This window comes from Nonomuraea sp. NPDC048916 (assembly GCF_040649575.1).
In the GTDB taxonomy this organism is placed as follows: domain Bacteria; phylum Actinomycetota; class Actinomycetes; order Streptosporangiales; family Streptosporangiaceae; genus Nonomuraea.
The window spans coordinates 1-26,974 of the sequence record NZ_JBEZFS010000061.1; the positions used below are offsets into that span (position 1 = coordinate 1).

Below are 26,974 nucleotides of genomic sequence, written 5' to 3' on the forward strand. Positions count from 1 at the left end.
CAGCGATCCGCGAGGTCACCGTCGCGAGTTCGGCATCCCAGGACACGACGAGATCGTAGGTGAGGCACAAGGTCACTTGCAGACCATCACCGATACACCCGCAGTCACGCTGGCGAACGACTTAAAGATCTACCGATGTAGTACTGGATGCCCTCGTGTACGTTCGGACGGCCCGTCCTGAGGCGTCACTCTTGCGCAGACCGATAATCGGAGCGCTCATCGAGTAAAGCCTCATCTTCAAACGAGATTTGAAGAGAACTCCACCTCAGCACTGCCATTACATCCCTGATTACGATATACCTGACATCAACAATATCAGTCAGAATCATTTACAAGATCAAGTTTTCAGCTAGACCAAAGGTATCTGCGATACATCTGAGGCTGCTCCCGCCATCAGCGGCCCTGCCATCGTCGCTACCGCCACCGTCTGGACGGGAGTCGCATGGCCTGGGTGAATGTGCTCGGTCCCTGCATGGAGCAGGTGGATTATCGATTACGGGAGGGCGCCGGTTGTGGCGTGCCGCAGGCTGGCGAGCGCAGTCACGAACCCGGTGAGGAGCTGGATGGGCAGCTGAGCTACCGGCTGGGTGGTGAGCGCGGGCTGGTGTGGATCGGTGAGGGCCTGCATGAGGTGGGCATCGTCCCGGGCACTGCGCTGACGGCTGACCAGCACGGTAAGGCGCGGGCGTTGATGAACGGCGAGGACCCGAATACCGGCGAGCTGCTGATGAAGGCTAAGCACGTCGTCGATCCACGCGGCAAGCTTCCCGCGGCGCCGCTTGGGGAGGCGCTGGAGGCAGCCGCAGCCAAGCGCGGTACCACTGTGGAGGGCCTGTTGGCCGCCCGCCCGGCGATGGTCAAGCGGGCGGCTCAGATGGCACGCGGTATCGCTCGGCAGGGCGAGGCGCACCTGGTGCGCATTGATGATCTGGACCAGTTGGCCTTCGCCGCCGGTGTCGACCTGGCCGAGGTGTACGAGCGAGAGGAGTTGGCGTACGCGCGTAAGTGGCGCGACGCACGGGTTCGCATCGGCAACCGCGGCTATGACCTGACTCTTGACGTGACCAAGAGCGTGTCGGTGCTGATCGGGCTGGCCGGCCCGAGCTTCGTGGCTGAGCTGGAGGGCGCCGCCGTTGAAGCGGTGTTCGAGACGGTCGCGGCGATTGAGCAGTGGGTGGGCTACGGGCAACGGGGTCACCAGGGCGACGGCCGGCTGGCTGAGCAGATGGGCACATCTGGGCTACTTGGCTGGGTGATGACGCACCGAACCGCACGACCGGTGGGGTCGGCGGCGCCGGATCCTCACTGGCACGTGCACGTGGTGATCGTGAACATGGTGCGCGGGTTGGATGGGAAGTGGTCGGCGGTCGCGTCCGGTGGACGGGACTTACACCGGCACGCGCTGGCCGCCGACGCCTTCTTCAAGGCGCAGCTGCGCCGGGTGCTGACCGAGCGATACGGCATCGCCTGGATGCGGGACCCGGTGACCGGAGAGTGGGAGATCGCAGCCATCCCCGCCGCGGTGCGGACGTTGTTCTCCAAACGTGACTGCCAGGTCAAGCAGGTACTGGCCAAACTCGGCTTTGCCTCCGGAGAGGCGCCTCGCCGGGTTAAGAAGGTGGCTTCGGCCGAAAGCCGCCAGCACAGAACCGACCCCGGCCAAGCCGAGTTACGCGCCGACTGGCACAACCAGCTCGAAGCGGCTGGCGTGGACCCGGTCGCGCTGGTCGCGGCCTGCCGCAGTGGCGCACAACTGCCTGTGCGGCCTTCTGTGGCGGAGATCGCGGCGTGGATCTGGCGGCCTGAGGGCGGGCTGACTGCGCATCGCAAGGAGGTCTCCCGGGCCACTGCGCTGGCCGCGGTCCTGGACGCGCTCCCTGATGGAGTGGCGGATTTGGCCGAGGCAGAGGCGCTCACCGATGAGGTTCTGGCGCTGGCTCCCGCCGCGCGGCTGAGTGATACGGGGGCGCACCATATGGCCAACTCCGCCCGCTACACCAGCACCGACATTCTTGCCGCCGAACAGGCCCTGCTGGCCAGCGTGCGCCGCCGCTACAACGGCGGCGCGGCCGTGCTCGACCCCGATGCCGTCCGACTGGCCCTGGACACCTTCCAGGTCAGTCACCAGATGGCCTTCTCCGGTGAGCAGCGAGCCGTGCTGGAACGCCTCCTGCGCGCCGGGCATGGGGTAGAGGCGATCATCGGCGTGCCCGGCGCGGGCAAGACCACGTTGATGTCCGCCGCCCGCACCGCATATGAGAGCCGCGGCCTGGTCGTGCGGGGCGCGGCAACCGCAGCGGTTGCCGCTGCTACTTTGCGCGCGGAATCTGGCATCGGCACAGACACGGTCGCCTCCTGGATGCAACGCGTCCAACGCGGTCAGGGGTTGGCCGGGGTGGACGTGCTGGTGGTCGACGAGGCAGCCATGGTCGACGACCGCCAGTTGGCCGCGCTGCTGGACGACGCCGAACGGCACGGCACCAAGGTGGTGCTTCTCGGGGATCCCAAGCAACTGCGCGCGATCGGCGTGGGCGGCGGCTTCGCCGCCATCCACCGCCAGGTCGACGGGCTGGTGCTGCGGCACAACCGGCGCCAGCGCGACCCCCTCGAACGCCGAGCGCTGGAGTTGTTCCGGGCCGGTCAACGCCGTCAGGCACTTCACACCTGGGCAGCGGGCGGCCGAGTGCACGCCGAGGCCGGCGCCGGCGACACGATGGCGCGTCTGATAGCCGACTGGGCTGGCCTCCGGCAACCCTACCGAGACGCCGGAGGGCCGAGCGTGCATGACGAGCTGGCCGACCTGCTGATGCTCGCGGGAACCAACGAGGCCGCGAGTCGGCTCAACCTGGCCGCCCGAGCGATCCGCCGCGAGCTGGGCGAGCTGTCCAGCCCTGAGCGCATCTACCACCTGGCCGGCGGCGCCAGCATCGCCCTGGCCGTCGGGGACCACGTACGGGTGCGCCAGAACGACTACCGGGCCCGCCGCGGCGAAGGGCCCGTGGACGTGCTCAACGGCTACCGCGGCCACGTCACCGCCATCGACAGCAGGCGAGGTGTACAGGTCGAATGGCGCCAGGCCGGCCAGGACGGAGCTGCCCTGGTCCGCGAATGGGTCAGCCCCGCCTACATCGCGGCCGGCGGCCTGTCCTACGGCACTGCCATGACCGTGGCCTCCGCCCAGGGCTTGACCAGCGGGCACACGTTCGTCTACGGCGTGGGCTTGGAACCGAACAGCGTGTACACGGCCTTGAGCCGAGACCAGCACAGCGCCCATCTGTACTTACCTCTTGAGCTTCTGGAAAGCGACGCTGACCGGCTCCGCCAGGGCCCCGTCCGCGATCCGGCCGACGAATTGCAGCGAGCTCTGGCCGCTTACGCCACGGCCCTCTACGGGGATCGCGCCGACCGGCTCTTGATTCCCGAACCCGAGCCCATCGCCTACCAGACACGCTCGACTCCGCCACCTGCACGCGCTCCCCAGCCCCTGGACGCCGAGCTTGAGCGTGCACGTGCCGAGTTGCAGGCGGCTGACCGCGCGGCTCAGCTCGCCGTGCAACGCGCCCGCGTGCTGAAGTCCCTCACCAAGTCCCTGTACGGTGTCGGGTTGGCCGACGACACCGAGCTGGACCGCCGCATGAACCAGCTCGGGAGACAACTCGACGAGACGGTCGCCAAGGCCGACACCGCCGAACAGATCGCTCAGCGCCTGGCCGCTGAGGGCGACGGCCCACGCGAGAGCCGCCTGCTGGCCGAGCGCGCCAACCTTGAGGAGCAGACCGGCAGGATTGAGACGGCTGAGGCCGCCGAACTCCAGCTCCAGCAGGCACGCCAGGCGGTCATAGAGGGCCGCCAGCGCCTGACTGAGCTGCGCGGGCAAGAGCATGACCTCCAGGAGGAGCTGGACAGCCTGCGCCCGTGGCAGCGGGGCCGCCGCCGCGACCTGACAGCCGCGCTTATCGACCTTAACGAACGGGAGGAGGGCATCACCCAGGATCTCGCGCCGATCCGTGCCCAAGGCCCGGTCTTGGAAGAGTCCGCTCGCCAGACCGCCGCGCAGGCCCCACCGATTGGCACTTGGCCGCAGGTGCGCCACCGCCACGCCGAACTGGTGGACTCCTTCGATGTCAGACTGCGGGCTGCCCGAGATAGCGATGTCGCCACCGTCAAGATGCGCGCCCAAGCTCATCGCCAAGCCCATAAAGCCGCTCAGCACGAACTCACTACGATCCAATGCGAGATCATGCGCCGCGCCGACCTGCCACCTGACCAGCGCGACCTCGAACGAGCCGCTCGGGCCGAAGAGGCCACCGCACAGCGAGCGGACGCTCAGCTACCCCACAGCCGCATCGACCAGCGTGGCCCCTCCCAGGCATACCAGCCACCGACCGATCGCACCGGCAGCGTCCTCCGCCGCGGACCTGGCTTCAGCAGGTAAGCACGCAAGCGTAGGCACCTCCCGGGGCGGGAGAGCGCAACTGTACTTTCGCGAGCTCTGGAAGAAGACGCTGGAAGTCGAAGTCGGACCCGTCAGAAACGATCTTCTTCGACGGCGGGCCAGAATCGCGGCCGCTCGATCTTCCTCGCTGGCCGATGATGGCCGTCGCGAAGCCGCACCTCCAGGTAGTCGGCCCTCGCTCCGCTCGGGCCGCTCCACCTGGACCTGTGGCTTCGCGACGGCCGATTCGGCTGCTGCCGAGGAAGAGCCCGGAGCCCCGAGAGGGAGGAGCCTCGAAGGTGCGTGGCGTTGCACGCGCGACGTCCTGAAGGAATGGAACTCGAAGGGACGCGTGGAGGGGGTCAGCGGCCTTCGAGGTCTTTCACACGAGACTCCAGACCTTCTATGCGCTCGGCCAGCCGGCGCACCTCGGTCATCATCTGCTGAAGATCGGAGGACGGCTCAGTCTGGTCAGGAGTTTTGACCACGTATGTGCCGCGCGTCGATTGCGTGCTGATCAGGCCATCGCGCGCGAGTTCGTCCAACGCTCGACGGATCGTCTCGACGGCCACGCCGTAGCGCTGGGCCAACTGCCGCCGCGCCGGAAGCCGCTCGCCGAGCTTGAGCCGGCCTTCCGCCACCTCTTGACGCAGGTCGTCTGCAATCTGCAGGTAGGCAGGCCGAGGATCGCTGAAATCAGGCACGGACACAACACCAAGGCTAAGCCCTTCAGCTGTACCAGGAAAGCACAGTTGAGCTATACCTAGATTGAGCTAGTACAGTATGGTCTACCTGGATTGACTGATCGCTAAGCGAGAGGGAGAGGGAGAGCAATTGCCATGGGTTGATGGCTCCAGGCAGGTGCGATGTCGGCCGTGCTTTGGATCATGGACCGGATGGATGTGCCCGCATGGCAAGCCAACGGTGCGGTGTGAAGGTGATGGGGGCGGCCGGGGAGGTGGCAGTGGGATCGCGAGGCGCTAAGGCGCGGAGCAGATCTTCTGACTTTGCCAGTAAAGACCAGCAAAGTGATTTGTGTCATCATGGCAGATATGTCTGCTACGTACGGGATCCCTGGAACGCGAGGGGGTGAGGCGTCTGGGGGGATCACCAGTAGCTGGGAAGCGGACAGCTGCGCATGTCGGCGCAGCTGAACAGCTCCCCGTCCGAATCATGAAGTTGGCCCTCTGCAAGTTCATTACAGGAGGACCCGGCGCCGCTTTGCTTGCCGGCTCACGGGCGCCGGGCCTCCCGCCAGACCCACTCGAAGGGAGTAGGTCATGTTCAGCATCCCATCCATCGCGAGCCCGGACACCTTAGGGGTGCCTCAATGGCTCACGCATCGGCTGCTGACTCTCGTCACCACTCTGACGGCACACAGCCACCTTGACAAGATCTTGGCGATCGGAGTCAACGTCGATGGGTGACACCGTCTGGCTGTCGTCAGACGGCCCCCACAGCGACGACTACACCAGCGAGGTAGCCGCAGCCGTATCCGAGGCTGTCCGCGTCCTCAACCACGCCACGTTCTCCCATGTCGGCGTCACCTATCCGTCCACCGTGTACGACGTTCTCGGCCGTCTCGGCGCTTCGACAAGTGGGCTCGACCAGCTGCTGAGGCAACTAGGTGAGGCGTTGCGGCGCATGCAGGAATCCGGGCAACTGGGTAATGACCATGACGTCCCCGACGAGCGTCTTGACAAGGCTCTGTCAGAACTTACGGCAGCCCGGAAGACTGCACGTGACCTCGCGCTCCGAATCGACCGTGCCTTCAACACCACGGCCGGCCTGCATCTGACGGACAGAGGCAGGCACTAGATGAAACGGGAAGGGCTGTACTTCGACGACCGATTCCCGACACGGAGGCAGGTAGCAGGCCTGTCGGACGCCGCATTTCGTATACATTTCACAGCGATCTTCTGGTGTGCCCACAACCTGACCGACGGTGCGGTACTCCAGGAAGACCTGATCGACGTGTGTCCGCGAGTGCGAAAGCCGCTGCGCTTCATCACCGAACTCGTGTCCCGGGGTACCTGGCATCTGCCTGGCGAAGAGTGTCCCTCCGATCTCTGTCCAGCGCCTGTGGTGAAGGGGTGGGTGATCCATGACTTCTTCGCATTCGTGCCCGCCAAGGAGCGGGCGGAGGCAGAACGGAAGGCCAACGCCGCGCGGCAGAAGAAGTGGCGAGACAAGCAACGTAACCGAACCGAGCCACACGCCGTCGACGGTGGCGTTAGTAACGCCGAACGTAACGCGTTACTAACGCCACCCGGTTCCGTCCAGTCCCCGAAGGGGACTAGGACGGAAGAAGATGAAGACAGTCAGTCGTCTTCTCGTCCGTCTTCTCGTCGTAACGCGCGTGCGTGGGCAAACGACGACGAGTCCATCGATCGCGGTATTGTCCAGCTCTTGACGGAGTTGACCGGCCGCGAGATCCCCCTTCCCGGCGCGGCCGCGATCCGCCGCACGATCCTCGACGGCCGATCCGTCAAGCACCGCAGTCGCTACGTGGCCAGGGCAATCGAAGAGGACCCCGGCAAGTTCCTGCCTGCGGCCGGAGTCGTCGAGCCCAGTCCGGCGCTGAGGATCGCCCCAGATTGGTGCGGCCACTGCAACGAGCGCACCCGGCAGTTGGAACTTCGCGACAACACAGCGGCGCGCTGCCCGGCGTGCCACCCCCTCGCAGTAAAAAGACCCGCATCATGACCAGACGCAAATTGCCGCCTTGCCTGAGGAAGCGCCGCGGGCAGCCTGCGCTTTCGACGTGCGCAATATCCGAGGAGCTGTCCTGCCGAGGTGCTGGCCGCGACGTGCGGATCTACGCCGAGGTACGGCGGCCAAACGGCCCCGACGCCAATACCGCCAAGCACGTCGCCGGGGCCGCATCCCTACCGCCAGCAACGAACGCATAGGAGTGCCTCTCATCATGACCGCGTCCACCACTCATAAACAGCTGGCTCCGCACACCGTCTTACCAAGTGGACCGCCCCGCCTGACGCCCGGCGCCGCCACGGAACTGCTCACCATCCTGCTGGAGGCTCACCAAGCCATGCTGGCCAACCACCCCAACGCCGCATAGAACCCATGACCACTATTCCCTTCGCCTTCTATGGCCGGGTCTCCACCGAGGACAACCAGGATCCGCAGTCCTCGCGAGGCTGGCAGATCACCCGCTCCCGCGCGCTCATCGAGTCGCGCGGGGGCGTGATCGTCGCTGAGTTCTTCGACATCGACAAGTCCCGCTCGATCCCCTGGCAGCGCCGCCCGCAGGCGGCGGCGCTGCTCGCCGAGCTGCGCAACCCTGACCGAGGCTTCAATGCGGTAGTGATCGGCGAGCCGCACCGGGCCTTCTACGGTAACCAGTACGGCAACACCTTTCCCGTCTTCGAGCACTTCGGAGTCTCGCTCTGGGTGCCCGAGGTGGGGGGCCCGATCGATCCGGGCAACGAGGCCCATGAGCTGATCATGAGCGTGTTCGGGGGCATGAGCAAAGGCGAGCGAAATCGCATCAAGATCCGGGTGCGCACCGCCATGTCAGCCCAAGCCCAGGTGGAAGGCCGCTTCTTGGGAGGTCGGCCGCCCTATGGCTACCGGCTGGCCGATGCGGGACCGCACCCCAACCCGGCCAAGGCGGCCGACGGCAAGCGTGCTCATCGGCTGGAGCTCGATCCCGTTGCCGCGCCTGCGGTGGAAGAGATCTTCGCCGCGTTCCTGGACGGTTACGGCTTGTTCGCCATCGCCGAGAGGCTGACCCGCAAGGGGATCCCCTGCCCATCAGCCCACGACCCTGGCCGGAACCGTCACCGCTCCGGCGTCGCCTGGTCCAAGGGTGCGGTGCGCGCCATCTTGACCAATCCTCGCTACACCGGCCATCAGGTGTGGAATCGCCAGCGCAAAGACGAGGTCCTCATTGATGTGGACGACGTCGGTCTTGGGCACACCACGAAGCTCCGGTGGAACGCCAAGCAGGACTGGGTCTGGTCGAAGGCGGTCGTTCACCCGCCGATCGTGTCCACAGAGGACTTCGACGCCGTTCAAGCGACGCTGGCGGGGCGAGGCGATCGGCACACCGACAAGACCCGCAAGCGCACCGTCAGGCCCTACCAGTTCCGGGGCCTGCTGTTCTGCGGCGTCTGCGAGCGCAGGATGCAGGGCCAGTGGCTCAACGACGCGGCCTACTACCGCTGCCGCTTCCCCGAGGAGTACGCCCTGGCCAACCACGTCATGCATCCCCGCAACGTCTATCTACGGGAGGACCGCGTTGCTCCGAGACTGGACCGCTGGCTCGGCCGGCTGTTCGCGCCCCACAATGTCGACCAGACTCTAGACATTCTGACGGCCGCGCAGGAGTCGGTCCCGCCCGAGGCCCAAGCACTCGCTATGGCACGCCGCCAGATCGCCGAGTGTGACCGCAAGCTCGCCCAGCATCGGGCCGCCCTTGAGGCTGGCGCGGACCCGGCGCTCGTCGCCGGATGGATCCAGGAAGAGCTCGTTCGCAAGACCGCGGCAGAGAAACGTCTCAACAGCGCGCACGTACTGCCTCAGAAGCGGCTGGGGTGCGATGAACTGGCGAGAATCACACACGGACTTGGAGACATGGTGCGAGTTCTCTCGGACGCCGATCCGCGGCGCAAGGCCAAGATCTACGCGGACATCGGACTGCGGCTGATCTACCACCCAGCGAAACAAAAAGTCCTGGTCACGTCTACACGCGACCAGGACTCCATAGGCAACCGGTTTGTGTCCGAGGGGGGACTTGAACCCCCATGCCCCGCAAAGGGCACTAGCACCTCAAGCTAGCGCGTCTGCCTATTCCGCCACCCGGACGTGGTGCCTGCACGCGAGACCGTCATCCCGCGTCGGCTCCGTAAGGTTAGCAAACTCTGAGGGGTGCGTCATACCAGTACTCCGGAGGGAGGGCACGAGTGCGGGCCGTGCCCGGTGGTGAGGAGCCGTCAGAGGGGTACGGCTGCGCCGCTCCTGCTCCCTGCCGACCTGGACTTCTCTGGACTGTTCCATGGGGCGGACGAGGGGTCGCCGATCCGATTCGCTCCGGTTGGGGTGCGAGTGGTTGACCGATTCCTGGGTCTCTGCTGAAAACCCCTTGCGGCAACCGTAGGTGCTGCTACGGTTACGGACCGTTGAGGGGTGAGTCCATGGACCGGCCTCACCGTGTGAGGTCGGTTCTGGAATTTCGGGAGGTCACGTGGCACGCACGCCGATGCGGCGGCTGAGGGCGAAGCCCTTCGCCGTGCGGCGCGCGTCCACGCCCCTCCGGGCGGAGGATGTGATGACCGAGCGGGCCGACCGGATGGCGCGGTTCGCGGCCGGCGTCCGTCGGGTCATCGCACGAGCGGTCGCGGTCGGCTTCCTGCTGGCCGCTGGTTGGCTGCTCGCCATCCTTTTCGGGATGCTCTTCGCCGCTCCGGCCGCTGCGGAGTCCACTGCGGCCACAGGAGCCGGCACACCCCTCGCCGTCACCGGGTCCGTCACAGACGGGGTTGCCGCGGTCGACGGCAAGGTTCCGGCGTTGGACAACGCCGGGGCGATGGCAGGGCTGACGGTCGACGGGCTCACCAGCCAGTCCGACCCCGGTCTGCCTGCGCCTTCCACCGCGAGCAAGATGCTGGACACCGACGGTCTGGTGCCCAACGGCGGTGGCAGCGGCCCGTTCGGGCCTGGTATGGGGGACATCGCGAGGTCTGTTGACGACCTGCGTCCCGAGGCTGAGCGCGCCCCCCTGGCGCGTGTGCTTCCCCCCGTCGTCCGCACAGCGGCGGACGACCCTTCCTTCTCACCTGACTGATCCCCGCCACAGGTTCCGGCCCCTTCACGTGCCGGCGGCGGAGCGCGGCATCGATGCCCCTCCGCCAGCGGGAGACACATCAGTCATCACTGGTTCGCCGAAATCCGAGGTCCCGCTGTGCGCGGCGCCCTGCGGCCTCGCACGGCCTCGCATGGTCTCGGCTGTTCGCGAACTGTCAGGCAATCCCCCTAGAACCACACAGGAGCATCCATCATGCGTACGTGGGCTAAGGCTTCCACTCCCGCCGCTCTTCTGGCGGTCGCGGTCATGTCTTTCAGCGGCACCGCGCTCGCCGACACTTCCGGTGACAACTCCATCGGCGGCGGCAACCAGGTCAACCTGCCGATCTCGCTGCCGATCGACATCAGCGGCAACGCCGTCGGCGTGGCCGGCGAGTCCAGCGCGTCCTCCGAGGGCGGCGCGACGGTGACCAACACCGGCAAGGGCGGCATCCCCAACAAGACGTCCGGCGACCACAGTGTCCTCGGCGGCAACCAGGTCAACGCGCCGATCAGCGCTCCGGTCAACGCCTGCGGCAACGCCCTGGCGATCTTCGGCAGCTCCGACGCGGGCTGCAAGGGCGGCGCCTCGGTCAAGAACTCAGGCAAGGGCGGCTCGGGGGGCAACCGGACCTCCGGCGACCACAGCGTCCTCGGCGGCAACCAGGTCACCGCACCCATCAGCGCCCCGGTCAACGCCTGCGGCAACGCGCTGGCGATCTTCGGTGACGCGACCGCCGGCTGCAAGGGCGGCGCCTCGGTGAAGAACACCGGCGTCGGCGCCGGGGGCAACACCACCTCGGGCCGCAGCTCCGTGCTCGGCGGCAACCAGGTCATCGCGCCGATCAGCGCTCCGATCAACGTCTGCGGCAACTCGGTGGCGGTGTTCGGCGAGGCGTTCTCGGGCTGCAAGGGCGGCTCGTCCGTCACCAACGGCGGGCGCAAGCCCGGCCACGGCTACCACAGCGGCCGCGGCTCGACCGGCAACGACACCGACGGGCGGTTCGGGGTCGGCAGCGGCAACCAGGTCATCGCCCCGATCAGCCTGCCCATCACCGCCTGCGGCAACGCCGTGGGCAACGCGCCCGCCGGGTGCAAGGGGGGCTCGTCCGTCGAAAACCGTGGGGGCGGCTCGGGCGCCGGTGGCAACACCACGTCGGGCCGGTCGGGCGTGCTGGCCGGCAACCAGGTGGTCGCGCCGATCACCGCGCCGATCAACGTCTGCGGCAACGCCGTGGCCGCGTTCGGAGAGGCGTTCGCCGGGTGCAGGGGCGGCGCGTCGGTGCAGAACGGCGGCCGGGGCGCCGGTGGCAACACCACGTCCGGCCGGTCGGGCGTGCTGGCCGGCAACCAGGTCGTGGCCCCGATCACCGCGCCGATCAACGCCTGCGGCAACGCGGTCGCCGCGCTCGGCCTGGCCGAGGCCCACTGCAAGGGCGGGGCCAGCGTCTCGCCTCAGCAGGGCGTGGGCGGCGGTGGCAACACCACGTCGGGCCGGTCGGGCGTGCTGGCCGGTAACCAGGTCGTGGCCCCGATCACCGCGCCGATCAACGTCTGCGGCAACGCCGTGGCCGTGCTGGGTGACGCCGCCGCCGGGTGCCTCGGCGGGGCACGCGTCGGCAGGCCGGTCGACCACGGCCACGACCGTTTCGACCGCTACATGAAGGGGAGCGGCAAGGTCGCTCACACCAAGGCCGGCGGCATGTCCGCGCTGCCGGTCGTCCCGGCCCTGAGCGGCCTGCAGGGCGCCGGCAACGCCATGCAGTCGATGAGTGGTGCGGGCCTGCCGGCTCTGCCCGTCGTCGGCGACGTGTCCCAGTCGTTCGGGCTTCCTGCTCTGCCCGGCCTGCCCGGCCTGCCCGCCACTCCGGGCAAGCCGGCCAAGCGCGCCACCTCCTCCGCGGCCAGCGTCGCGGGCCCGTCCGGGCCGCTGTCCGCGGTCAGCCCGGCGACCTCGCTGGTCTCCTCCACCCCGGTGGGCGGCGCGGTGACCTCGGCCGCCGGCGCTCTGCCCATCGGGCTGATGAGCGCCGCCCAGCCCATCGGAGTCACCGGCATGAACAACGGCTCGCTGTTCGCGCTGGTCCTGGGCGGGATGTTCGCCGCTTCCGCGACGCTGTTCGCGGCGACCCGCCGGTTCCGTCTCGGCAGGAAGTAGCATCCAGGCCGGCAGCCTGTGAGCTGCCGGCCCACCGGACGCTTTGCCCGTTCCGGGGGGCGCGGCCCCGGGGCGGGCAAAGCCATGTCCATACTTGGCAGGCAAAGCATGCCCATTCCTAGAGGGTGCTGCGCACCCGCATGATCTTGCGGCGAAGCCGCACCTGACGACTTCCGTCCGGATGCAGCCGCACCCGCGCGAGCTCCCAGTGGCCGTACTCTGCGTGTTCGGTCAGCAGTTGACGTGCGGCTTCACGGGACAGGTCGCGCGGAATGTAGATATCCATGTAGGAGTAGTCGAGCACAACGATTAGTCTCCAGGGTGAGTCAGGGCGCGATGCCGCTCAGTGAGCCTTATTCTGCGTGCTGGTGGGTGGACTCGGAAGCTTGTGGGTAGCCCCGGGGGAAGGAAAAATCCGCGAGTCGGGTTACCTTTCAGATCTGTGCCGGCTCCCGGCAGGGGGAATTGCTAGCGAACAGCGAGGTAGGAAGCAGCGTGCCAGCCAAGAACGGCAGCGTCGGCGGAACCCGCCTGGTGATAGTCGAGTCGCCGGCCAAGGCGAAGACGATCGAGAAGTACCTCGGTAGCGGCTACGTCGTCGAATCGAGCATCGGCCACATCCGTGACTTGCCGGAGAAGGCCGACGACATCCCCGAGAAGTACAAGGGGGAGCCGTGGGCACGTCTGGGCGTGAATGTCGATCATGAGTTCGAGCCGCTGTACGTCGTCAACCCTGACAAGAAGGCGCAGGTCAGCAAGCTGAAGCAGCTGCTGAAGGATGCCGACGAACTCTACCTGGCCACTGACGAGGACCGCGAGGGCGAGGCCATCGCGTGGCACCTGCGCGAGGTGCTCAAGCCCAAGGTGCCGGTGCACCGCATGGTGTTCCACGAGATCACCCCGCAGGCGATCCGCGACGCGGTCGCCAACCCCCGCGACCTCAACCTGCGTCTCGTCGACGCCCAGGAGACCAGGCGCATCCTCGACCGGCTCTACGGCTACGAGGTCAGCCCGGTCCTGTGGAAGAAGGTCAAGCCCCGCCTGTCCGCCGGCCGCGTTCAGTCGGTGGCGACGCGCCTGGTCGTGGAGCGGGAGCGCGAGCGCCTGGCGTTCACGCCGGCCCACTACTGGGACCTGCAGGCGCTGTTCGACACCGGCAAGGCCGAGGAGCGGCCGCGCGACTTCGGCGCGACGCTGACCGGTGTCGACGGCAAGCGCGTGGCGCAGGGCCGCGACTTCGCCAGCACCGGGCAGCTCAAGACCCGCGACGTCCTGCACCTGTCGGAGGCCGCCGCCGGTGAGCTCGCCGCCCGGCTGCGGGGCTCGTCGTTCGCGGTCAAGTCCGTCGAGCGCAAGCCCTACACCCGCAAGCCCTACGCGCCGTTCCGCACCACCACCTTGCAGCAGGAGGCCAGCCGCAAACTGGGCTTCTCCGCCAAGTACACGATGCAGGTCGCGCAGCGCCTCTACGAGGAAGGCTTCATCACCTACATGCGTACCGACAGCATCACGCTGTCGGAGACCGCCATCGCGGCCGCGCGCTCCCAGGCGATCAAGCTGTACGGCCAGGCGTACGTCCCGGACAAGCCGCGCGTCTACACCAGCAAGGTGAAGAGCGCGCAGGAGGCGCACGAGGCGATCCGGCCGTCCGGCGAGGAGTTCCGCACTCCGGGCGAGACCGGGCTGAGCGGCGACAAGTTCCGCCTGTACGAGCTGATCTGGCAGCGCACCGTGTCGTCCCAGATGAAGGACGCGGTCGGCGAGTCGGTCATGGTCAAAGTGGGTGGCAGGTCCTCCTCGGGCGAGGACGTCGAGTTCAGCGCCTCGGGCCGGACGATCACGTTCCACGGCTTCCTGAAGGCCTACGTCGAGGGCGCCGACGACCCGTCGACCGACCGTGACGACTCCGAGAAGCGGCTGCCCAACCTGGCCGAGGGCGACCCGTTGAGCGTCACGCGGCTCGACGTGGCCGGCCACTCGACCAAGCCGCCCGCCCGCTACACCGAGGCGTCGCTGGTCAAGGAACTGGAGGATCGCGAGATCGGGCGTCCTTCGACGTACGCCTCGATCATCGGCACGATCCTCGACCGCGGCTACGTGTTCAAGAAGGGCACCGCGCTGGTGCCGTCCTTCCTGGCGTTCGCCGTGGTCAACCTGCTGGAGCAGCATTTCGGCAACCTGGTCGACTACGACTTCACCGCCGAGATGGAGAAGGTGCTCGACGACATCGCCAACGACCGGGCCGAGCGGGTGCCCGAGCTGCAGCGCTTCTACTTCGGCGAAGACGGCGACGAGGGCCTGAAGGAGATGGTCACCGACCTCGGCGACATCGACGCCAAGGAGATCAGCTCCTTCCCGATCAGGGGCACCGACATCGTCATCCGGGTCGGGCGCTACGGCCCCTACCTCGACCGCGACGGCACCCGGGTCAACGTGCCCGAGGACATGACGCCCGACGAGCTGACCGCGGACAAGGCGGAGGAGCTGTTCTCGCGGCCGACGGGCGATCGCGAGCTGGGCAAGGACCCGATGACCGGGCACACGATCGTGGCCAAGGACGGGCGGTTCGGGCCGTACGTCACGGAGATCCTCCCCGTGCAGGAGGAGGAGACCCCGAAGAAGCGCACCAAGAAGGCCGACGCGCTCAAGCCGCGTACGAGCTCGCTGTTCAAGACCATGTCGCTCGACACGGTGACGCTCGACGACGCGCTCAAGCTGCTGGAGATCCCGAGGGTCGTGGGCGACCTCGACGGCGAGCAGGTCGTCGCGCACAACGGCAAGTTCGGCCCCTACCTGAAGAAGGGCACCGACTCGCGGTCGCTGGCGTCGGAGGAAGACCTGCTCACGGTCACGATCGACCAGGCCAAGGAGCTGTTCGCACAGCCCAAGCAGCGGGGCAGGGGCCGGGCCGCGGCCGCCGCGCCGCTGCGCGAGCTGGGCGACGATCCCAACTCCAAGAAGCCCGTCGTGGTGAAGGAAGGCCGATTCGGCCCCTACGTCACCGACGGCGAGACCAACGCCTCGCTCCGCAAGGGCGACACGGTCGAGGAGATCACGATCGAGCGGGCGGCCGAGCTGCTGGCCGAGCGGCGCGAGCGGGCGCCCGCGCCCAAGAAGACGGCGACGCGGAAGGCTCCGGCCAAGAAGGCGCCGGCGAAGAAGCCCGCCGCCAAGTCCTGAGAGTCCTCTCAGTCGCGTGCGCTCGCCGGCGTATCGCGGCCCATAGCATTGCGATGTGGGTTTCGGCTTCGCAGGCATAGCGATCATGGTGATCGTCGCCGTGCATTTCTACCTGTGGCATCGGCTGGTGCGCTCCACGACTCGTCGCGGGCGTGCCCGCAGGGCTTTGACCTGGGCCCTCGTGGGGCTGGCGATGCTGGTGCCGGTGGCGTTCGGGGGCACGCGCGCCGGGTGGGAGCACTGGCTGGCCTGGCCGGGCTACCTCTGGGTGGCGACCATGTTCTACCTGCTGGTCTTCCTCGTCGTGCTGGAGATCCCGCGGGCTGTTGCGTGGTTGTTCATCCGGCGGTCCGTGCGCGCGAAGGCGTCCACGACGCTGGCCGCCGTCAGCGTCGTGCCCGACACGTCGGTCTCGTCCGGTCCGCCGGCCTCACCTGCCCCCACCGGCTCCGCCGCGGCCTCGGGTTCGGCCGTCGTCAGTGGTTCGGCCGTGGCCACCGGTTCGGCCGCGCCGGGTTCATCTGTGGCCTCGGGTTCGGCCGTCGTCACTGGTTCGGTCGCGCCGCGTTCATCTGTCGCCACCGGCGCCGCCGCGAACGGCGCCGTCGGCCAGACGGTCTCCGCCGGCGAACCGGCGGAGACCGCGTCCGGTGATCGGGCCCTCCCCGGCGCGTCCTCGGTGGACGCGCCGCCCGACGAGGACGCTCCCACCGGGGGATGGCCGGTCGATACGGCGATGAGCAGGCGACTGTTCCTCGGGCGGGCCACCGCCGCCATCGCGGGCGTCAGCGCACTCGGGACGGTCGGGTACGGCATGCGCACCGCGTTCGGCGCCCCCGTCATCGAACCCGTCCGGGTCATGCTGCCCAACCTCGATCCGCGGCTCAGCGGCCTGCGGTTCGCCGTGGTCAGCGACATCCACCTGGGGCCGCTGACGGGCAGGGGGCACGCCGAACGCATCGTCCGGATGATCAATTCTCTGCGGGCCGACGTGGTGGCGATCGTCGGCGACCTGGTCGACGGCACGGTGGCCGAGCTGGGACGGCTGGCCAAGCCACTCGGCGACCTGGAGGCGAGCTACGGGTCCTATTTCGTGACCGGCAACCACGAGTACTACACGGCCAACGGCCCGGTGGAGTGGATCGAGGAGCTCCAGGCCTTGGGGGTGCGCTCGCTGCGCAACGAACGTGTGGAGATCCGGCATCAGGGCGGTGTGCTCGATCTGGCCGGGGTCAACGACGTCAGCGGCGAGACCATGGACGACGGGCCCGACTTCGACAAGGCGCTCGGCGGTCGCGACGGCACCCGGTCCACGGTCCTGCTCGCCCACCAGCCGATCCACGTCGTGGAGGCCGCCCGGCACAAGGTCGACCTGCAGTTGTCGGGCCACACGCACGGCGGGCAGATGGTGCCGTTCAATCTGGTGGTGCCGTTGCAGCAGCCGGCGGTGTCGGGGCTTTCCACGGTCGAAGGGGTGCAGATCTACGTCACGCGTGGGGCGGGGTTCTGGGGGCCGCCGGTCCGCGTGGGAGCACCGCCGGAGATCACGATGGTCGAGCTGCGGTGACGTTGCGCGATCGTCCGGTCACGAAGGCTTTCAGGGCGTAGTAGTATCCAACTGGATACCCCCTCCGGAGGTGGTGATGATGATCTCTTCATCGGTCCCCGACGTCACGTTCTGGGCGGAGCGAGGCGGGCTGCTGTTCAGGCAGGCTCGTCATGCGGCGAGCATGAAGCAGGCGGCGCTGGCCAGCGTCAGCGGCACGTCGAGGACGACGCTGTCGGCCTACGAGCATGGCAGGAAGTCGCCCACGCTGGAGACCGCGGGGCGCATCCTCGACGCCGCGGGGTTCCGGCTGGTGCTGGAGCCGAAGATCGAGCTCACCTCCGGTGTCGCCGACGGCCGCCGGTTCCACGTGCCCAGCAGATTGCCCCGGTTACCGGCGGCCCAGGCGCTCGGCGCCGTGCGGCTGTACGGGGCCGGCTATGACCTGGCCGACCGTGACCAGCGCCGCGAGGCCTACACGGTGTTGCTCAGGGAAGGGGAGCCTGAGCAGTTGCTCGACCATGTCGACGGGGTGTTGCTCGTCGAGCTCTGGGACGATCTGGTCCTGCCCGCCGCCGTCCGATCGGGCTGGCTGCCGCTGGTCGAGGAGGCCCGCGGAGCCCGTACGCGAGTGTGAAAGAGCAACGAGCGGGACGGGAGGTTTCATCCATGGTCTTTTGGGGGGCCTATTCAGGGTGTGTCACCTGCGGGACTACCCGTGGACGTAATACCCTCAGCGGCAAACAGCCGGGGCATATCCGGCTTTTCGCTAGTCTTCCCAGTCCCGGCGAGCACCTGGATACGCTGACATCATGACCGCCCCTGGCCGACGCCGAACCATCCATGTGCTGGCCAACGCTCCGTTCCGCCGACTGTGGACGGCCATGTCGGTGTGCAGCCTGGGTGACTGGCTCAACATCCTCGCCCTCACCGCCCTCGCCGGAAACCTGACGAAGGGCGACTACCGCACCCAGTCGCTGGCCATCGGTGGCGTGTTCATCGCCAAGATGCTGCCCGCCATCCTGCTCGGCCCGCTCGCGGGCGCCTTCGCCGACCGGTTCGACCGGCGGCTGACGATGGTCGTCGCCGACCTGTCGCGCTTCGCTGTCGTGTTGTCGATCCCCCTGGTCGGCAGCTACCAGTGGGTCATCATCGCGACGATCCTCGTCGAGTGCGTCAACCTGTTCTGGGTCCCGGCCAAGGACGCCACGGTGCCCAACCTGGTGCCCAAGGAGCAGCTCGAGTCGGCCAACCAGCTCAACCTGCTGGTCACCTACGGCAGCGCGCCGATCGCGGCCCTGCTGTTCGCGGTGCTGTCCGTGGCGGGCGACCTGCTGCGCAACCTCGTGCCGTTCCTGTCGGGCATGGACCCGACCGGGCCGGCGCTGATCCTCAACGCCCTCGCCTACCTGGTGTCGGCGTCCCTCATCTTCACCCTGCACGACATCCCCCGCCGTGACGGAGCGATCTCCACGCCGTCGGTGCTCAGGCAGATCGTCGACGGCTGGCGGTTCGTCGGCGGCAACCGCCTGGTGCGCGGGCTGATCATCGGCATGCTGGGCGCGTTCGCGGCGGGCGGCGCGGTCGTGGGCGTCGCCAAGATCTACGTGGGGGCCCTCGGCGGCGGTGACGCGGCCTACGGCGTGGTGTTCGGCGCGGTCTTCGTCGGCATGGCGCTCGGCATGTTCTTCGGGCTCCGGTTCCTGCGCGAGCTGTCGCGGCGGCGGCTGTTCGGGCTCGCCATCACCCTGGCCGGCCTGGTCCTGGCCGCGATCGCGCTGGTCCACAACCTGGCGATCGTGGTCATGCTGACCGTGCTGCTGGGAGCGTGCGCGGGCATCGCCTGGATCATCGGCTACACGCTGATCGGGCTCGAGGTCGAAGACTCGATGCGCGGGCGCACGTTCTCCTTCCTCCAGTCCACGGCACGGGTGACGCTGCTGCTCGTGGTCGCCGCGGCCAACCCGCTGGCCGCGCTCTTCGGCGCTCACCTGTTCACCCTGGGCGATCTGGCCTACCAGTTCGACGGCTCCAACCTGGTGCTGCTGGTAGGCGGCGTGCTGGCGATGGCCGTGGGGATTCTGGCGCTTCGCCACATGGACGACAGGAAGGGCGTCTCGCTCTCCGGAGACCTGATCGCGGCGGTGCGGGGCGAGCGGTTCCGGCCCGAGTCGGCCGAGCGGATGCCCGGGCTGTTCGTCGTGTTCGAGGGCGGCGAGGGGTCGGGCAAGACGACCCAGGCGCGACTGCTCGCCATCTGGTTGCGCGACCAGGGCTACGACGTGGTGCAGACCCGCGAGCCCGGCTCGACCAAGGTCGGCATGCGGCTGCGGGCCATCCTGCTCGACGCGGCCGAACGAGGATTGTCGGCCCGCTCGGAGGCGCTGCTGTACGCCGCGGACCGAGCCGAGCACGTCGAGAAGGTCATCCGGCCGGCCCTCTACCGGGGCGCGATCGTGGTCTCCGACCGCTACGTCGACTCCTCATTGGCCTATCAGGGCGCGGGGCGGGAGTTGGAGCCCGAAGACGTGTCCAAGGTCAACGCCTGGGCCACCGGCGGGCTGGTGCCGCACCTGACCGTGCTGATCGACACACCGCCCGAGGTGGGGCTGACCCGGCTGGGCGGTGCCGCCGACCGGATCGAGGCCGAGCCGCTGGAGTTCCACGAGCGGGTGCGCAAGGAGTTCCGCGCGCTGGCCGCCGCCGACTCCGACCGCTACGTGGTCGTCGACGGCACCCAGCCGCCCGACCAGATCAGCCGCGCCATCCAGGATCGGGTGCGGGAGATCCTGCCCGATCCGGTGCCCTACGAGTCCGAAGACGCCACGGGCACGATGCCGGCCATCCGCGACTAGCCTTTGTCCGTGACAGTTTTCGACGACCTCGTCGGGCAGGACCAAGCCATAGCCGTGCTCTCGCGGGCCGCGGGGGCCGCGGGCGAGGTCATTGGCGGCGGCCGCGGGGCCGGCATGACGCACGCCTGGCTGTTCACCGGTCCGCCCGGCTCGGGTCGCGAGGAGGCGGCGCGCGCCTTCGCGGCGGCCCTGATGTGCCCCGACGGCGGCTGCGGCCACTGCGACCAGTGTCACCAGGTGCTGATCGGCTCACACCCCGATCTCGAAACCGTACGTCCCGCCGGTCTGTCCTACAGCGTCAAGCAGACCCGCGAGCTCATCCTCAGGGCCGCGGGGGCGCCGACGCAGGGGCGCTGGCGCGTCATCCTGTTCGAGGCCGCGGACCGGGCCACCGAGTCCGCCGCCAACGCCCTGCTCAAGGCCATCGAGGAGCCGCCCCCGCGTACGGTCTGGCTGCTGTGCGCGCCGGCCCCCGACGACCTGGTGATCACGATCCGGTCCCGCTGCCGTCTGGTCACCCTGACCACCCCGGCCACCGAGGCGGTCGCCCACGTGCTGGCCACCCGTGACAGCGTGCCCTGGGAGACCGCCCGGTTCGCCGCCCGCGCCGCCCAGGGGCACATCAGCCGGGCCCGGGCGCTCGCCCTCGACGAGGACGTTCGCCGGCGGCGGGAGGCCGTCCTGAGCATCCCCAGGTCGCTGACGGGGGTGGGCGAGTGCGTGTCGGCCGCCGAACGCCTGGTCAAGACGGCTGAGGAGGAGGCCGCGGCGGCGACGGCCGCGCTCAACGAGAGCGAGACGTCCGACCTGCGCAGGCTCTACGGCGAGGGCTCCACGGGCAAGGGGCTCAACCGCGGCCTGGTCCGGGGAGGGGCGGGCGCGCTCAAGGAGCTCGAGGACCGGCAGAAGTCGCGTGCCACCCGGATCAAGCGCGACTCGCTCGACGCGGCGCTGCTGGAGCTGGTGTCGTTCTACCGCGATGTGGTGGTGATGCAGCTCGGGGCCCGGGTGGAGCTGGCCAACGACGACCTCAGGTTCGAGCTCGACCAGCTGGCCAGGGCGTCGACGCCGGAGGAGACCCTGCGGCGCATCGACGCCATCATGCTGTGCCGCGAACGCCTCGACGCCAACGTCAATCCCCAGATCGCCGTCGAGGCGATGATGCTGTCCCTGCGCAGCCCCTGACGCGAGCGCGGATCTCGCCTCGCGACGCCTCGCGGCGAAAGTCGGCGCTGTGGCGGAAGCAGCAGATGAGGCCCTGGAGCGTCTCTGTGGTGTGAAAGTCGAACAGCTCTCCCCGGGAGGGTTCCTGATACGAGAGCGCGTCGATGTCTCGTCGATCTTCGCCGAGCATCATGTGGGGCTCGTACGGCTGGCTCTCGTCATGGTCGGTGACCGGGCCACTGCCGAAGACGTCGTGCAGGAGGCGTTCGCGCGCACCCACGCGGGCTGGGGGAGACTCCGTGACCCCGACAGGGCCCTGGCCTACGTGCGCTCCGCGGTGTTCAACGGCTGCCGGTCCGTGATGCGGAGGCGGGCGGCGCTGTTCCGCCGCGCCGTCCCGTACGAACCGCCTGTCTGGTCGGCGGAGAGCGAGGTCCTGCTGAGCGAGGAGCGCCGCGAGGTGTTGCTTGCGCTGCGTGAGCTGCCGCGCAGGCAGCGTGAGGCGCTGACTCTGCGCTACTACCTCGACCTCTCCGATCAGGAGATCGCCGAGACCATGGGGATCAGCGGGAGCACCGCCAGATCCACGATCGCACGGGGCCTCGCGGCCCTGGCCAAGGCGCTTGGGGAGGGTTCATGAACAGTCCTGTGGAAAACCGCCTGCGTGAGGCGCTGGTCGAGGCGGGTGCCACGATCGACCCCGCCACCCTGATGCCGCTCCAGGCGTCGCGCCGGCGGCGGGTACGCGTCGACTTCCGGCTGGTGACGGCGGGGGTGGCGGTGGTGCTCGCGGGGGTGACCACCGCTCTCCTGGTCGCCTCTCCCGGCGACGAGCAGCGGGCCGTGGCGGCGGATCCGTCGGCGGATCCGGTGGAGGTCTCGCTCTTCCTGTGCGGCGCGGCGACCCTGAAGAGTCCTGACTGCCGAGAGCAGATCGTCACCGAGGAGAAGGCGAGGTCGATGCGGGAGATCCTGCAAGGGATGCCTGATGTGACTGAGCTGCGCTACGAGGACCAGATGACGGTCTACGCCGACTTCCGTCAGAGATACGCGAGCAACCGGGCGTGGCTCGATGCCGTCGCGCCGGGCGACCTGACCGCGGTGTTCCGCCTCAAGCTGAAGCCCGAGACCGATGTGCCGGCCTTTCTTCGGCGGGCGACGGCCCTGGGGGGTGTGGCAGCGTTCAGGTACCCGAAGATGATTCCTTCACTGGATGACCTCAAGGCGGACAAGACAGATGTCTCGGTCTTCCTCTGCGCGAAGCAGGCGCCCACCCCGTCGTGCGGAGCCGTCCTCGCGCCGGGCAAGCCAGAGACCGATCGCAAGATCGCCAAAGCGGGCAAGGCCATCACGCTTGCCCAGCTGAACGCCGTCGCGAAGGCGATCGCCACGACGCCGGGCATCCGCTCGATGAGCTACGAAAGCCAGCAGGAGGCGTACGAGCGCTTCCGGAAGGCCTACGCCGACAACAAGGTCCTGCTCCAGGCGACCAGGCCGACCGATATGCCGACCTCCTTCCGCCTTCAGCTGGACCCGAAGGCCGACTGGGACGACGTCGTCGGCAAGCTGCGCCGCATGGACGGAGTCGCCAGCGTCGTCAACAGCCGGTGTGAGACCTCACTGCTCGAGATCCAGGTCCGATACGGAGTCTTGGTGCCTGCGCAGAAGTTGTGTGGCACGAGATCGTCGTAGGGCACTCACGCGACCCGTGCCCGCACACGTACTGTGGCAACCGAAGGCCGTAAGAACCCCCGAGGCCGTCAGGAGGCGAGCACGAGCCCATGGGAATGATCATGGCCGTGAGCTTCACCCGCTATGGCAGGCTTTACTACCTCGACCCGGGCGGGCACAGCCCCAAGGTTGGCGACAAGGTGCTGGTGCCGACAGACTCCGGCCCAGAAGTGGCCGAGTGCGTGTGGGCACCTCAATATACGAGTGAAGACATCGACGGGCTGCCGGTGTGTGAGGGCCTCGCGGGCGACGAACACCTGTCCCGCGACGAGACCAACAAGCGCCGCCGGGCCGAGGCCCGCAGCGTGTCCAAACGCTTGATCAAACGGCACGCGCTGCCAATGAAGGTGGTGGGCGTCGACTATCTCGACAGTGACAACGTCTACACGGTCTACTTCTCGGCCCCCCACCGGGTCGACTTCCGCGCGCTCGTACGTGACCTGGCCCGCAACCTCCGGGCCAGGGTCGAGTTGCGGCAGATCGGCCCGCGTGACGAGGCGCGACTCCAGGGGGGCATCGGTCCGTGCGGTCGTGACCTGTGCTGCGCGACGTTCCTCAAGGATTTCGAGCCCGTCTCGGTCCGCATGGCCAAGGACCAGGACCTCCCGGTCAACCCGCTGCGCATCGCGGGGGCCTGCGGGCGGCTCATGTGCTGCCTGAAATACGAACACCCGCTTTACCAGGAGTTTCGCGCCTCGGCTCCGCGGGTGGGGGTGAGCGTGGACACGCCGCAGGGGCCGGGCACCGTGGTGGGGCACAACGTGCCGTCGGACTCGGTAGTGGTGCGGCTCAACGACGGGGGGCGCCGGTGCTCGTGCTCCAAGGCGAGCGTCTGCGGGCCGCGCAAGGCTTACGACTCGACGTACGGCGGTGCGGGCGGTGATCAGGCGTAGGGCGTCCGGGTGAGATTCCTGTGGGTGCGAGTCGTCGTGGTGGTGGTCCTGCTGGTGTCCGGGTGCGCTCCGGGCGAGCAGTCCGTCGGCGACGGCCTCGAATGGTCCGGCTGTGGCGGTGAGTTCGAGTGCACGCGGCTCGCCGTACCACTCGATCACGACGAGCCCCACGGCGAGCGGATCGAGATCGGCGTGATCCGGTTGCCGGCCGGCGGCGACCGGATCGGCTCCCTGGTGATCAACCCGGGCGGCCCGGGTGGTTCCGGCATCGCCTATGCCCGTGCCGCGCGGTCGGTCGTGAGCGACGAGGTGCGGGAGCGGTTCGACATCGTGGGATTCGACCCGCGCGGCGTAGGGGAGTCGGCGCCGGTCGAATGCCTGAGCGACGAGCGCCTCGACGTGTTCCTCGCCTTGGACGCCACCCCCGACGACCCGGAGGAGCGGGCCGTGCTGGAGCGCGCCTCGCGCGAGTTCGCGGAGGCCTGCCAGGCCGAATCGGGGCACCTGCTCCCACATGTGGGCACGGTCGACGCGGCCCGCGACATGGACGCCCTCCGAGAGGCCCTTGGCGACCAGAAGCTGACCTACCTTGGTATGTCCTACGGCACGTTTCTCGGTGCGGTATATGCCGACATGTTCCCCAGCCGTGTTCGAGCGCTGGTCCTCGACGGCGCGCTCGACCCGTCCATCTCCCGGCTCCAGCTCAACATCGGCCAGGCCAACGGCTTCGAGATCGCCTTCCGCGCCTACGCCGAGACCTGCCTGGCCGAAGGCACCTGCCCGTTCCGCAGCCATGACCCGGACGGCGCCCTGGCAGAGTTGACCGACCTGCTCCGCCGTACGGACACCCAGCCGTTGCGCGCCGGCGACCGCCAGGTCACCGAGGCCCTCGCCACGCTCGGCGCGCTGACCCCGCTCTACAACCGCACCGGCTGGCCCGCCCTCACCGAGACCCTCCGCCAGGCCATGAACGGCGACGGCACGCTGCTCCTGCACAACGCCGACGAACTCGTCGGCCGCGACGACGACGGCCACTACTCCAACCAGACCGAGGCCAACCTCGCCATCAACTGCGTCGACAGCCCCTATCCCCGCAGCACCTCCGCCTATGCGACCGCGGCCACCAAGGCGGCCGAGAAGTCGCCCGCGTTCGGGCCGTACATCATGTGGAGCTCTCTTCCCTGTGCCTACTGGCCCGCCCCGCCGACACTCCAGAACCGCCCACTGACCGCCAAGGGCGCGGCGCCGATCCTGGTCGTCGGCACCAAACGCGACCCCGCCACGCCGTATGCCTGGTCCGAGGCGCTGGCCGATCAGCTCCAGTCGGGCGTCCTGCTCGGTTTCGACGGCGACGGGCACACGGCGTACCTGAACGGCTCAACCTGTGTGGACGACGCTGTGGACCGCTACCTGCTGACGGGGACGGTCCCCGAAAACGGCGCGATCTGCCCCAGGATCAACTGATCGTTGGGAGCGAAGACCCCTGTGGCTCCTGTAGACTCTTTCAAGCTGTACGGCACGCCGCCTTAGCTCAGTCGGCCAGAGCACTTCACTCGTAATGAAGGGGTCTCGGGTTCGAATCCCGAAGGCGGCTCCAGGTCAGAGGCCCTCCACACGATCGTGGAGGGCCTCTGCGTGTCTATGTGAGTGACTACACCTGCTGTCGGCTGGGATCAGTAGCTGTCGCTCCAGCGGTACCAAGGGCCCTGGATGTGCTCGAAGGATGAAGCGACCGATGGGTTGGAGTTATCGACCGGCGCGTGCTCGGGACTCCAGACGTAACCGTAGGGGTCCACGCCGGGCCCGTTCTCGCCCACCTTGAAATAGACGCGGTCGCCTTCTCGATAGATGGCTTGAAACGCAGTCTCCCCGATCGCCTGCGGCCGGTTTGTTGGGCCGTCTTCCGGCCCGGCTGTCCGGGCCACCTGCTCCATCTCGGCGAATGAACGCACGACGCGTTGCTCCTCGCTGTGCCCGCAGGACGTTAGCGATGCCAGTGCGACGCAGGCGACCAGTTTCCTCACGCCTTGATTGTCTCCGTCTCAAGTGGTGCCCGTGACGAGGACTGACTGGCGAGACATCGACATCGACGGCAAGCGCATCACGATCAAAGGGGTGCTCGCGGAGTACGGTCGCCGTGGTGTCGTCGATGCTGGCCACGCGGATCCTGGCGCTCTTCGTGTTGCCTTCGACGCGCTGGCCCTCCACCACGCCCAGGGAGTCGGAGATCGGCGCTCGTTGATCGTCTGGGTCGTGGAACTCTAGGATGCCGTTTCATGCCCTCCGCGATCTTAGGCGGCCTTGCCGCCGCCCTCCTGCTGGCCTCCACCACTCCCGCCATGGCCGCCGCCCCCGTCAAGCCTTTGACCCCGGCCCAGCTCCGCGCTGCCCTCATCACTCCTCAGGACCTGGGCGATGGCTTCACCCCCAACACGAAGCGCAACCGCGAGGCACTGGACTCCAAATCTGCCCGCACAAAGAAGTGCGCGAAGGCCATCAGGGCGTTGAAACCCCTCCTCACAAGTAAGGCGGCGGTCTTCATCGACAAGGAGGGCAAGCCGTCAGGCGTCAAGCAGTTCGCCATAAGCGGCACCTCCGCCAAGATGGCCTCCTGGCAGACGGTGGGCAAGGTCATGGTTCGTGACTGCAACGGGGGCAAGGTGGGTGCCGATGACTCCAAGGAGACCATCACCAAGCTCTCCATCGGTAAGCTCGGGGACTGGGCGTACGGGATCAGGTACAAGAAGACGGTCGCCGAGGCGAACCTCAGTCCGATCCACGCGGCGGACGTTGTGCTCATCAGAGTCAAGAACACCGTCACACTGTTGGTGAGCGACGGTTTCTTCTCGACATTCGATCCCAGCCTGAGCAAACGGGCCGCGAGGGTGGCGGTAACAAAGCTTCGGGCCGCCCAGTAAACGGTCGTTGAAACCGTCTGGTTGGTCGGTGTCTCCGTTGGGCCATGACCCTATGTGGGTCCGCCCCTGGGAGGTTCGGGTCCGTTCCTGCTCCCCGCGTGTCGAACCTGCCTAAATCAGGACGAAGGTTGGGCTCGTGGTGAGCTAGTGCCGCATCAGGCCACGTTCGCCCTGTTGATGATCCTGCGTAGGCGGGGGTTGTGAGTGTTGCGGTTGCGCCAGGCGATGTAGCGGCGGATCATGCTGCCCTGCTCGCGGTGGCTGGCATGGTCTGTGCCGTTGAGGGTGA

General features: G+C 68.1%; 19 protein-coding genes, 2 tRNA genes and 1 pseudogene. 18 read left to right on the forward strand and 4 right to left on the reverse strand.

Annotation, left to right across the window (positions count from 1 at the left end; all coding sequences use genetic code 11):
• The first annotated feature begins 442 nt into the window (after window positions 1–442).
• A complete protein-coding gene (gene mobF / locus AB0C16_RS37725; RefSeq protein ID WP_357690534.1) occupies window positions 443–4,435 on the forward strand; it encodes a MobF family relaxase in 3,993 nt (1,330 codons plus the stop codon).
• A gap of 362 nt (window positions 4,436–4,797) precedes the next feature.
• On the opposite strand, the gene AB0C16_RS37730 is transcribed toward mobF, so the two are convergent.
• Window positions 4,798–5,145 (reverse strand): GntR family transcriptional regulator, encoded by a 348-nt coding sequence (locus tag AB0C16_RS37730; RefSeq protein WP_357690536.1) that lies wholly within the window; start codon window positions 5,143–5,145, stop codon window positions 4,798–4,800.
• A gap of 709 nt (window positions 5,146–5,854) precedes the next feature.
• On the opposite strand from AB0C16_RS37730, the gene AB0C16_RS37735 reads away from it, so the two are divergent.
• The 3 genes and pseudogenes from AB0C16_RS37735 to AB0C16_RS37745 form a co-directional block, all read left to right on the forward strand.
• Window positions 5,855–6,253: a hypothetical protein gene (locus tag AB0C16_RS37735; RefSeq protein WP_357690538.1), complete on the forward strand. Its 399-nt coding sequence runs from the start codon at window positions 5,855–5,857 to the stop codon at window positions 6,251–6,253.
• Entirely contained in the window at window positions 6,254–7,141 is an 888-nt protein-coding gene (locus AB0C16_RS37740) for a hypothetical protein (RefSeq protein WP_357690540.1), read from the forward strand.
• A 378-nt stretch (window positions 7,142–7,519) separates the two neighbouring features.
• Window positions 7,520–8,431, forward strand: a pseudogene (locus AB0C16_RS37745) (recombinase family protein); the annotation flags it as partial.
• A 745-nt stretch (window positions 8,432–9,176) separates the two neighbouring features.
• Here AB0C16_RS37745 and AB0C16_RS37750 read toward each other — a convergent pair.
• Window positions 9,177–9,262, reverse strand: a tRNA-Leu gene (locus AB0C16_RS37750).
• 463 nt (window positions 9,263–9,725) lie between these two features.
• On the opposite strand from AB0C16_RS37750, the gene AB0C16_RS37755 reads away from it, so the two are divergent.
• Both AB0C16_RS37755 and AB0C16_RS37760 read left to right on the forward strand, forming a co-directional pair.
• Window positions 9,726–10,241: a hypothetical protein gene (locus AB0C16_RS37755; protein ID WP_357690542.1), complete on the forward strand. Its 516-nt coding sequence runs from the start codon at window positions 9,726–9,728 to the stop codon at window positions 10,239–10,241.
• Between the two features lie 213 nt (window positions 10,242–10,454).
• Window positions 10,455–12,398 carry a chaplin family protein gene (locus AB0C16_RS37760; protein WP_357690544.1) on the forward strand — a complete coding sequence of 648 codons (1,944 nt, stop codon included), beginning with the start codon at window positions 10,455–10,457 and terminating at the stop codon, window positions 12,396–12,398.
• Window positions 12,399–12,516: 118 nt separating this feature from the next.
• Here AB0C16_RS37760 and AB0C16_RS37765 read toward each other — a convergent pair whose 3' ends face one another.
• Complete coding sequence (locus tag AB0C16_RS37765; RefSeq protein WP_357690546.1) at window positions 12,517–12,702, reverse strand: DUF5703 family protein; 186 nt, start codon at window positions 12,700–12,702, stop codon at window positions 12,517–12,519.
• Window positions 12,703–12,893: 191 nt separating this feature from the next.
• Here AB0C16_RS37765 and topA point away from each other — a divergent pair, with 191 nt between their 5' ends.
• The 10 genes from topA (at window position 12,894) to AB0C16_RS37815 (ending at window position 25,364) form a co-directional block, all read left to right on the forward strand.
• Window positions 12,894–15,578 carry a type I DNA topoisomerase gene (gene topA, locus AB0C16_RS37770; RefSeq protein ID WP_357690548.1) on the forward strand — a complete coding sequence of 895 codons (2,685 nt, stop codon included), beginning with the start codon at window positions 12,894–12,896 and terminating at the stop codon, window positions 15,576–15,578.
• 55 nt (window positions 15,579–15,633) lie between these two features.
• Window positions 15,634–17,145, forward strand: a complete 1,512-nt coding sequence (locus AB0C16_RS37775) for a metallophosphoesterase (RefSeq protein ID WP_357690550.1) — start codon at window positions 15,634–15,636, stop codon at window positions 17,143–17,145.
• A gap of 79 nt (window positions 17,146–17,224) precedes the next feature.
• Window positions 17,225–17,761 carry a helix-turn-helix domain-containing protein gene (locus AB0C16_RS37780; RefSeq protein WP_357690552.1) on the forward strand — a complete coding sequence of 179 codons (537 nt, stop codon included), beginning with the start codon at window positions 17,225–17,227 and terminating at the stop codon, window positions 17,759–17,761.
• Window positions 17,762–17,936: 175 nt separating this feature from the next.
• Complete coding sequence (tmk, locus tag AB0C16_RS37785; protein ID WP_357690554.1) at window positions 17,937–19,979, forward strand: dTMP kinase; 2,043 nt, start codon at window positions 17,937–17,939, stop codon at window positions 19,977–19,979.
• 9 nt (window positions 19,980–19,988) lie between these two features.
• The gene (locus AB0C16_RS37790; protein WP_357690556.1) at window positions 19,989–21,164 is read left to right on the forward strand and encodes a DNA polymerase III subunit delta'; all 1,176 of its coding nucleotides are present in this window, start codon (window positions 19,989–19,991) and stop codon (window positions 21,162–21,164) included.
• Window positions 21,165–21,255: 91 nt separating this feature from the next.
• On the forward strand, window positions 21,256–21,783 hold the full coding sequence (locus AB0C16_RS37795) for a SigE family RNA polymerase sigma factor (protein WP_357690558.1): 528 nt from the start codon (window positions 21,256–21,258) through the stop codon (window positions 21,781–21,783).
• Window positions 21,780–22,835, forward strand: coding sequence for a permease-like cell division protein FtsX (locus tag AB0C16_RS37800; protein WP_357690560.1), 1,056 nt, complete (start codon window positions 21,780–21,782; stop codon window positions 22,833–22,835). Before AB0C16_RS37795 ends, AB0C16_RS37800 begins: the two co-directional genes overlap by 4 nt.
• 95 nt (window positions 22,836–22,930) lie before the next feature.
• Entirely contained in the window at window positions 22,931–23,767 is an 837-nt protein-coding gene (ricT, locus tag AB0C16_RS37805) for a regulatory iron-sulfur-containing complex subunit RicT (protein ID WP_357690570.1), read from the forward strand.
• A gap of 24 nt (window positions 23,768–23,791) precedes the next feature.
• Window positions 23,792–25,231 (forward strand): alpha/beta hydrolase, encoded by a 1,440-nt coding sequence (locus AB0C16_RS37810; protein ID WP_357690562.1) that lies wholly within the window; start codon window positions 23,792–23,794, stop codon window positions 25,229–25,231.
• A gap of 56 nt (window positions 25,232–25,287) precedes the next feature.
• Window positions 25,288–25,364, forward strand: a tRNA-Thr gene (locus tag AB0C16_RS37815).
• Between the two features lie 76 nt (window positions 25,365–25,440).
• Here AB0C16_RS37815 and AB0C16_RS37820 read toward each other — a convergent pair.
• A complete protein-coding gene (locus AB0C16_RS37820) occupies window positions 25,441–25,791 on the reverse strand; it encodes a hypothetical protein (protein ID WP_357690564.1) in 351 nt (116 codons plus the stop codon).
• 31 nt (window positions 25,792–25,822) lie between these two features.
• On the opposite strand from AB0C16_RS37820, the gene AB0C16_RS37825 reads away from it, so the two are divergent.
• Both AB0C16_RS37825 and AB0C16_RS37830 read left to right on the forward strand, forming a co-directional pair.
• Window positions 25,823–26,032 carry a hypothetical protein gene (locus AB0C16_RS37825; protein WP_357690566.1) on the forward strand — a complete coding sequence of 70 codons (210 nt, stop codon included), beginning with the start codon at window positions 25,823–25,825 and terminating at the stop codon, window positions 26,030–26,032.
• Window positions 26,033–26,043: 11 nt separating this feature from the next.
• Window positions 26,044–26,685, forward strand: a complete 642-nt coding sequence (locus tag AB0C16_RS37830) for a hypothetical protein (RefSeq protein WP_357690568.1) — start codon at window positions 26,044–26,046, stop codon at window positions 26,683–26,685.
• Window positions 26,686–26,974: the final 289 nt, after the last annotated feature.

Bases quoted from the DNA above. Each gene is read 5' to 3' on its own strand.
- mobF (WP_357690534.1), top strand. From the start codon at position 443: ATGGCCTGGGTGAATGTGCTCGGTCCCTGCATGGAGCAGGTGGATTAT.
- AB0C16_RS37735 (WP_357690538.1), top strand. From the start codon at position 5,855: ATGGGTGACACCGTCTGGCTGTCGTCAGACGGCCCCCACAGCGACGAC.
- AB0C16_RS37740 (WP_357690540.1), top strand. From the start codon at position 6,254: ATGAAACGGGAAGGGCTGTACTTCGACGACCGATTCCCGACACGGAGG.
- AB0C16_RS37755 (WP_357690542.1), top strand. From the start codon at position 9,726: ATGACCGAGCGGGCCGACCGGATGGCGCGGTTCGCGGCCGGCGTCCGT.
- AB0C16_RS37760 (WP_357690544.1), top strand. From the start codon at position 10,455: ATGCGTACGTGGGCTAAGGCTTCCACTCCCGCCGCTCTTCTGGCGGTC.
- AB0C16_RS37780 (WP_357690552.1), top strand. From the start codon at position 17,225: ATGATCTCTTCATCGGTCCCCGACGTCACGTTCTGGGCGGAGCGAGGC.
- tmk (WP_357690554.1), top strand. From the start codon at position 17,937: ATGACCGCCCCTGGCCGACGCCGAACCATCCATGTGCTGGCCAACGCT.
- AB0C16_RS37800 (WP_357690560.1), top strand. From the start codon at position 21,780: ATGAACAGTCCTGTGGAAAACCGCCTGCGTGAGGCGCTGGTCGAGGCG.
- ricT (WP_357690570.1), top strand. From the start codon at position 22,931: ATGATCATGGCCGTGAGCTTCACCCGCTATGGCAGGCTTTACTACCTC.
- AB0C16_RS37830 (WP_357690568.1), top strand. From the start codon at position 26,044: ATGCCCTCCGCGATCTTAGGCGGCCTTGCCGCCGCCCTCCTGCTGGCC.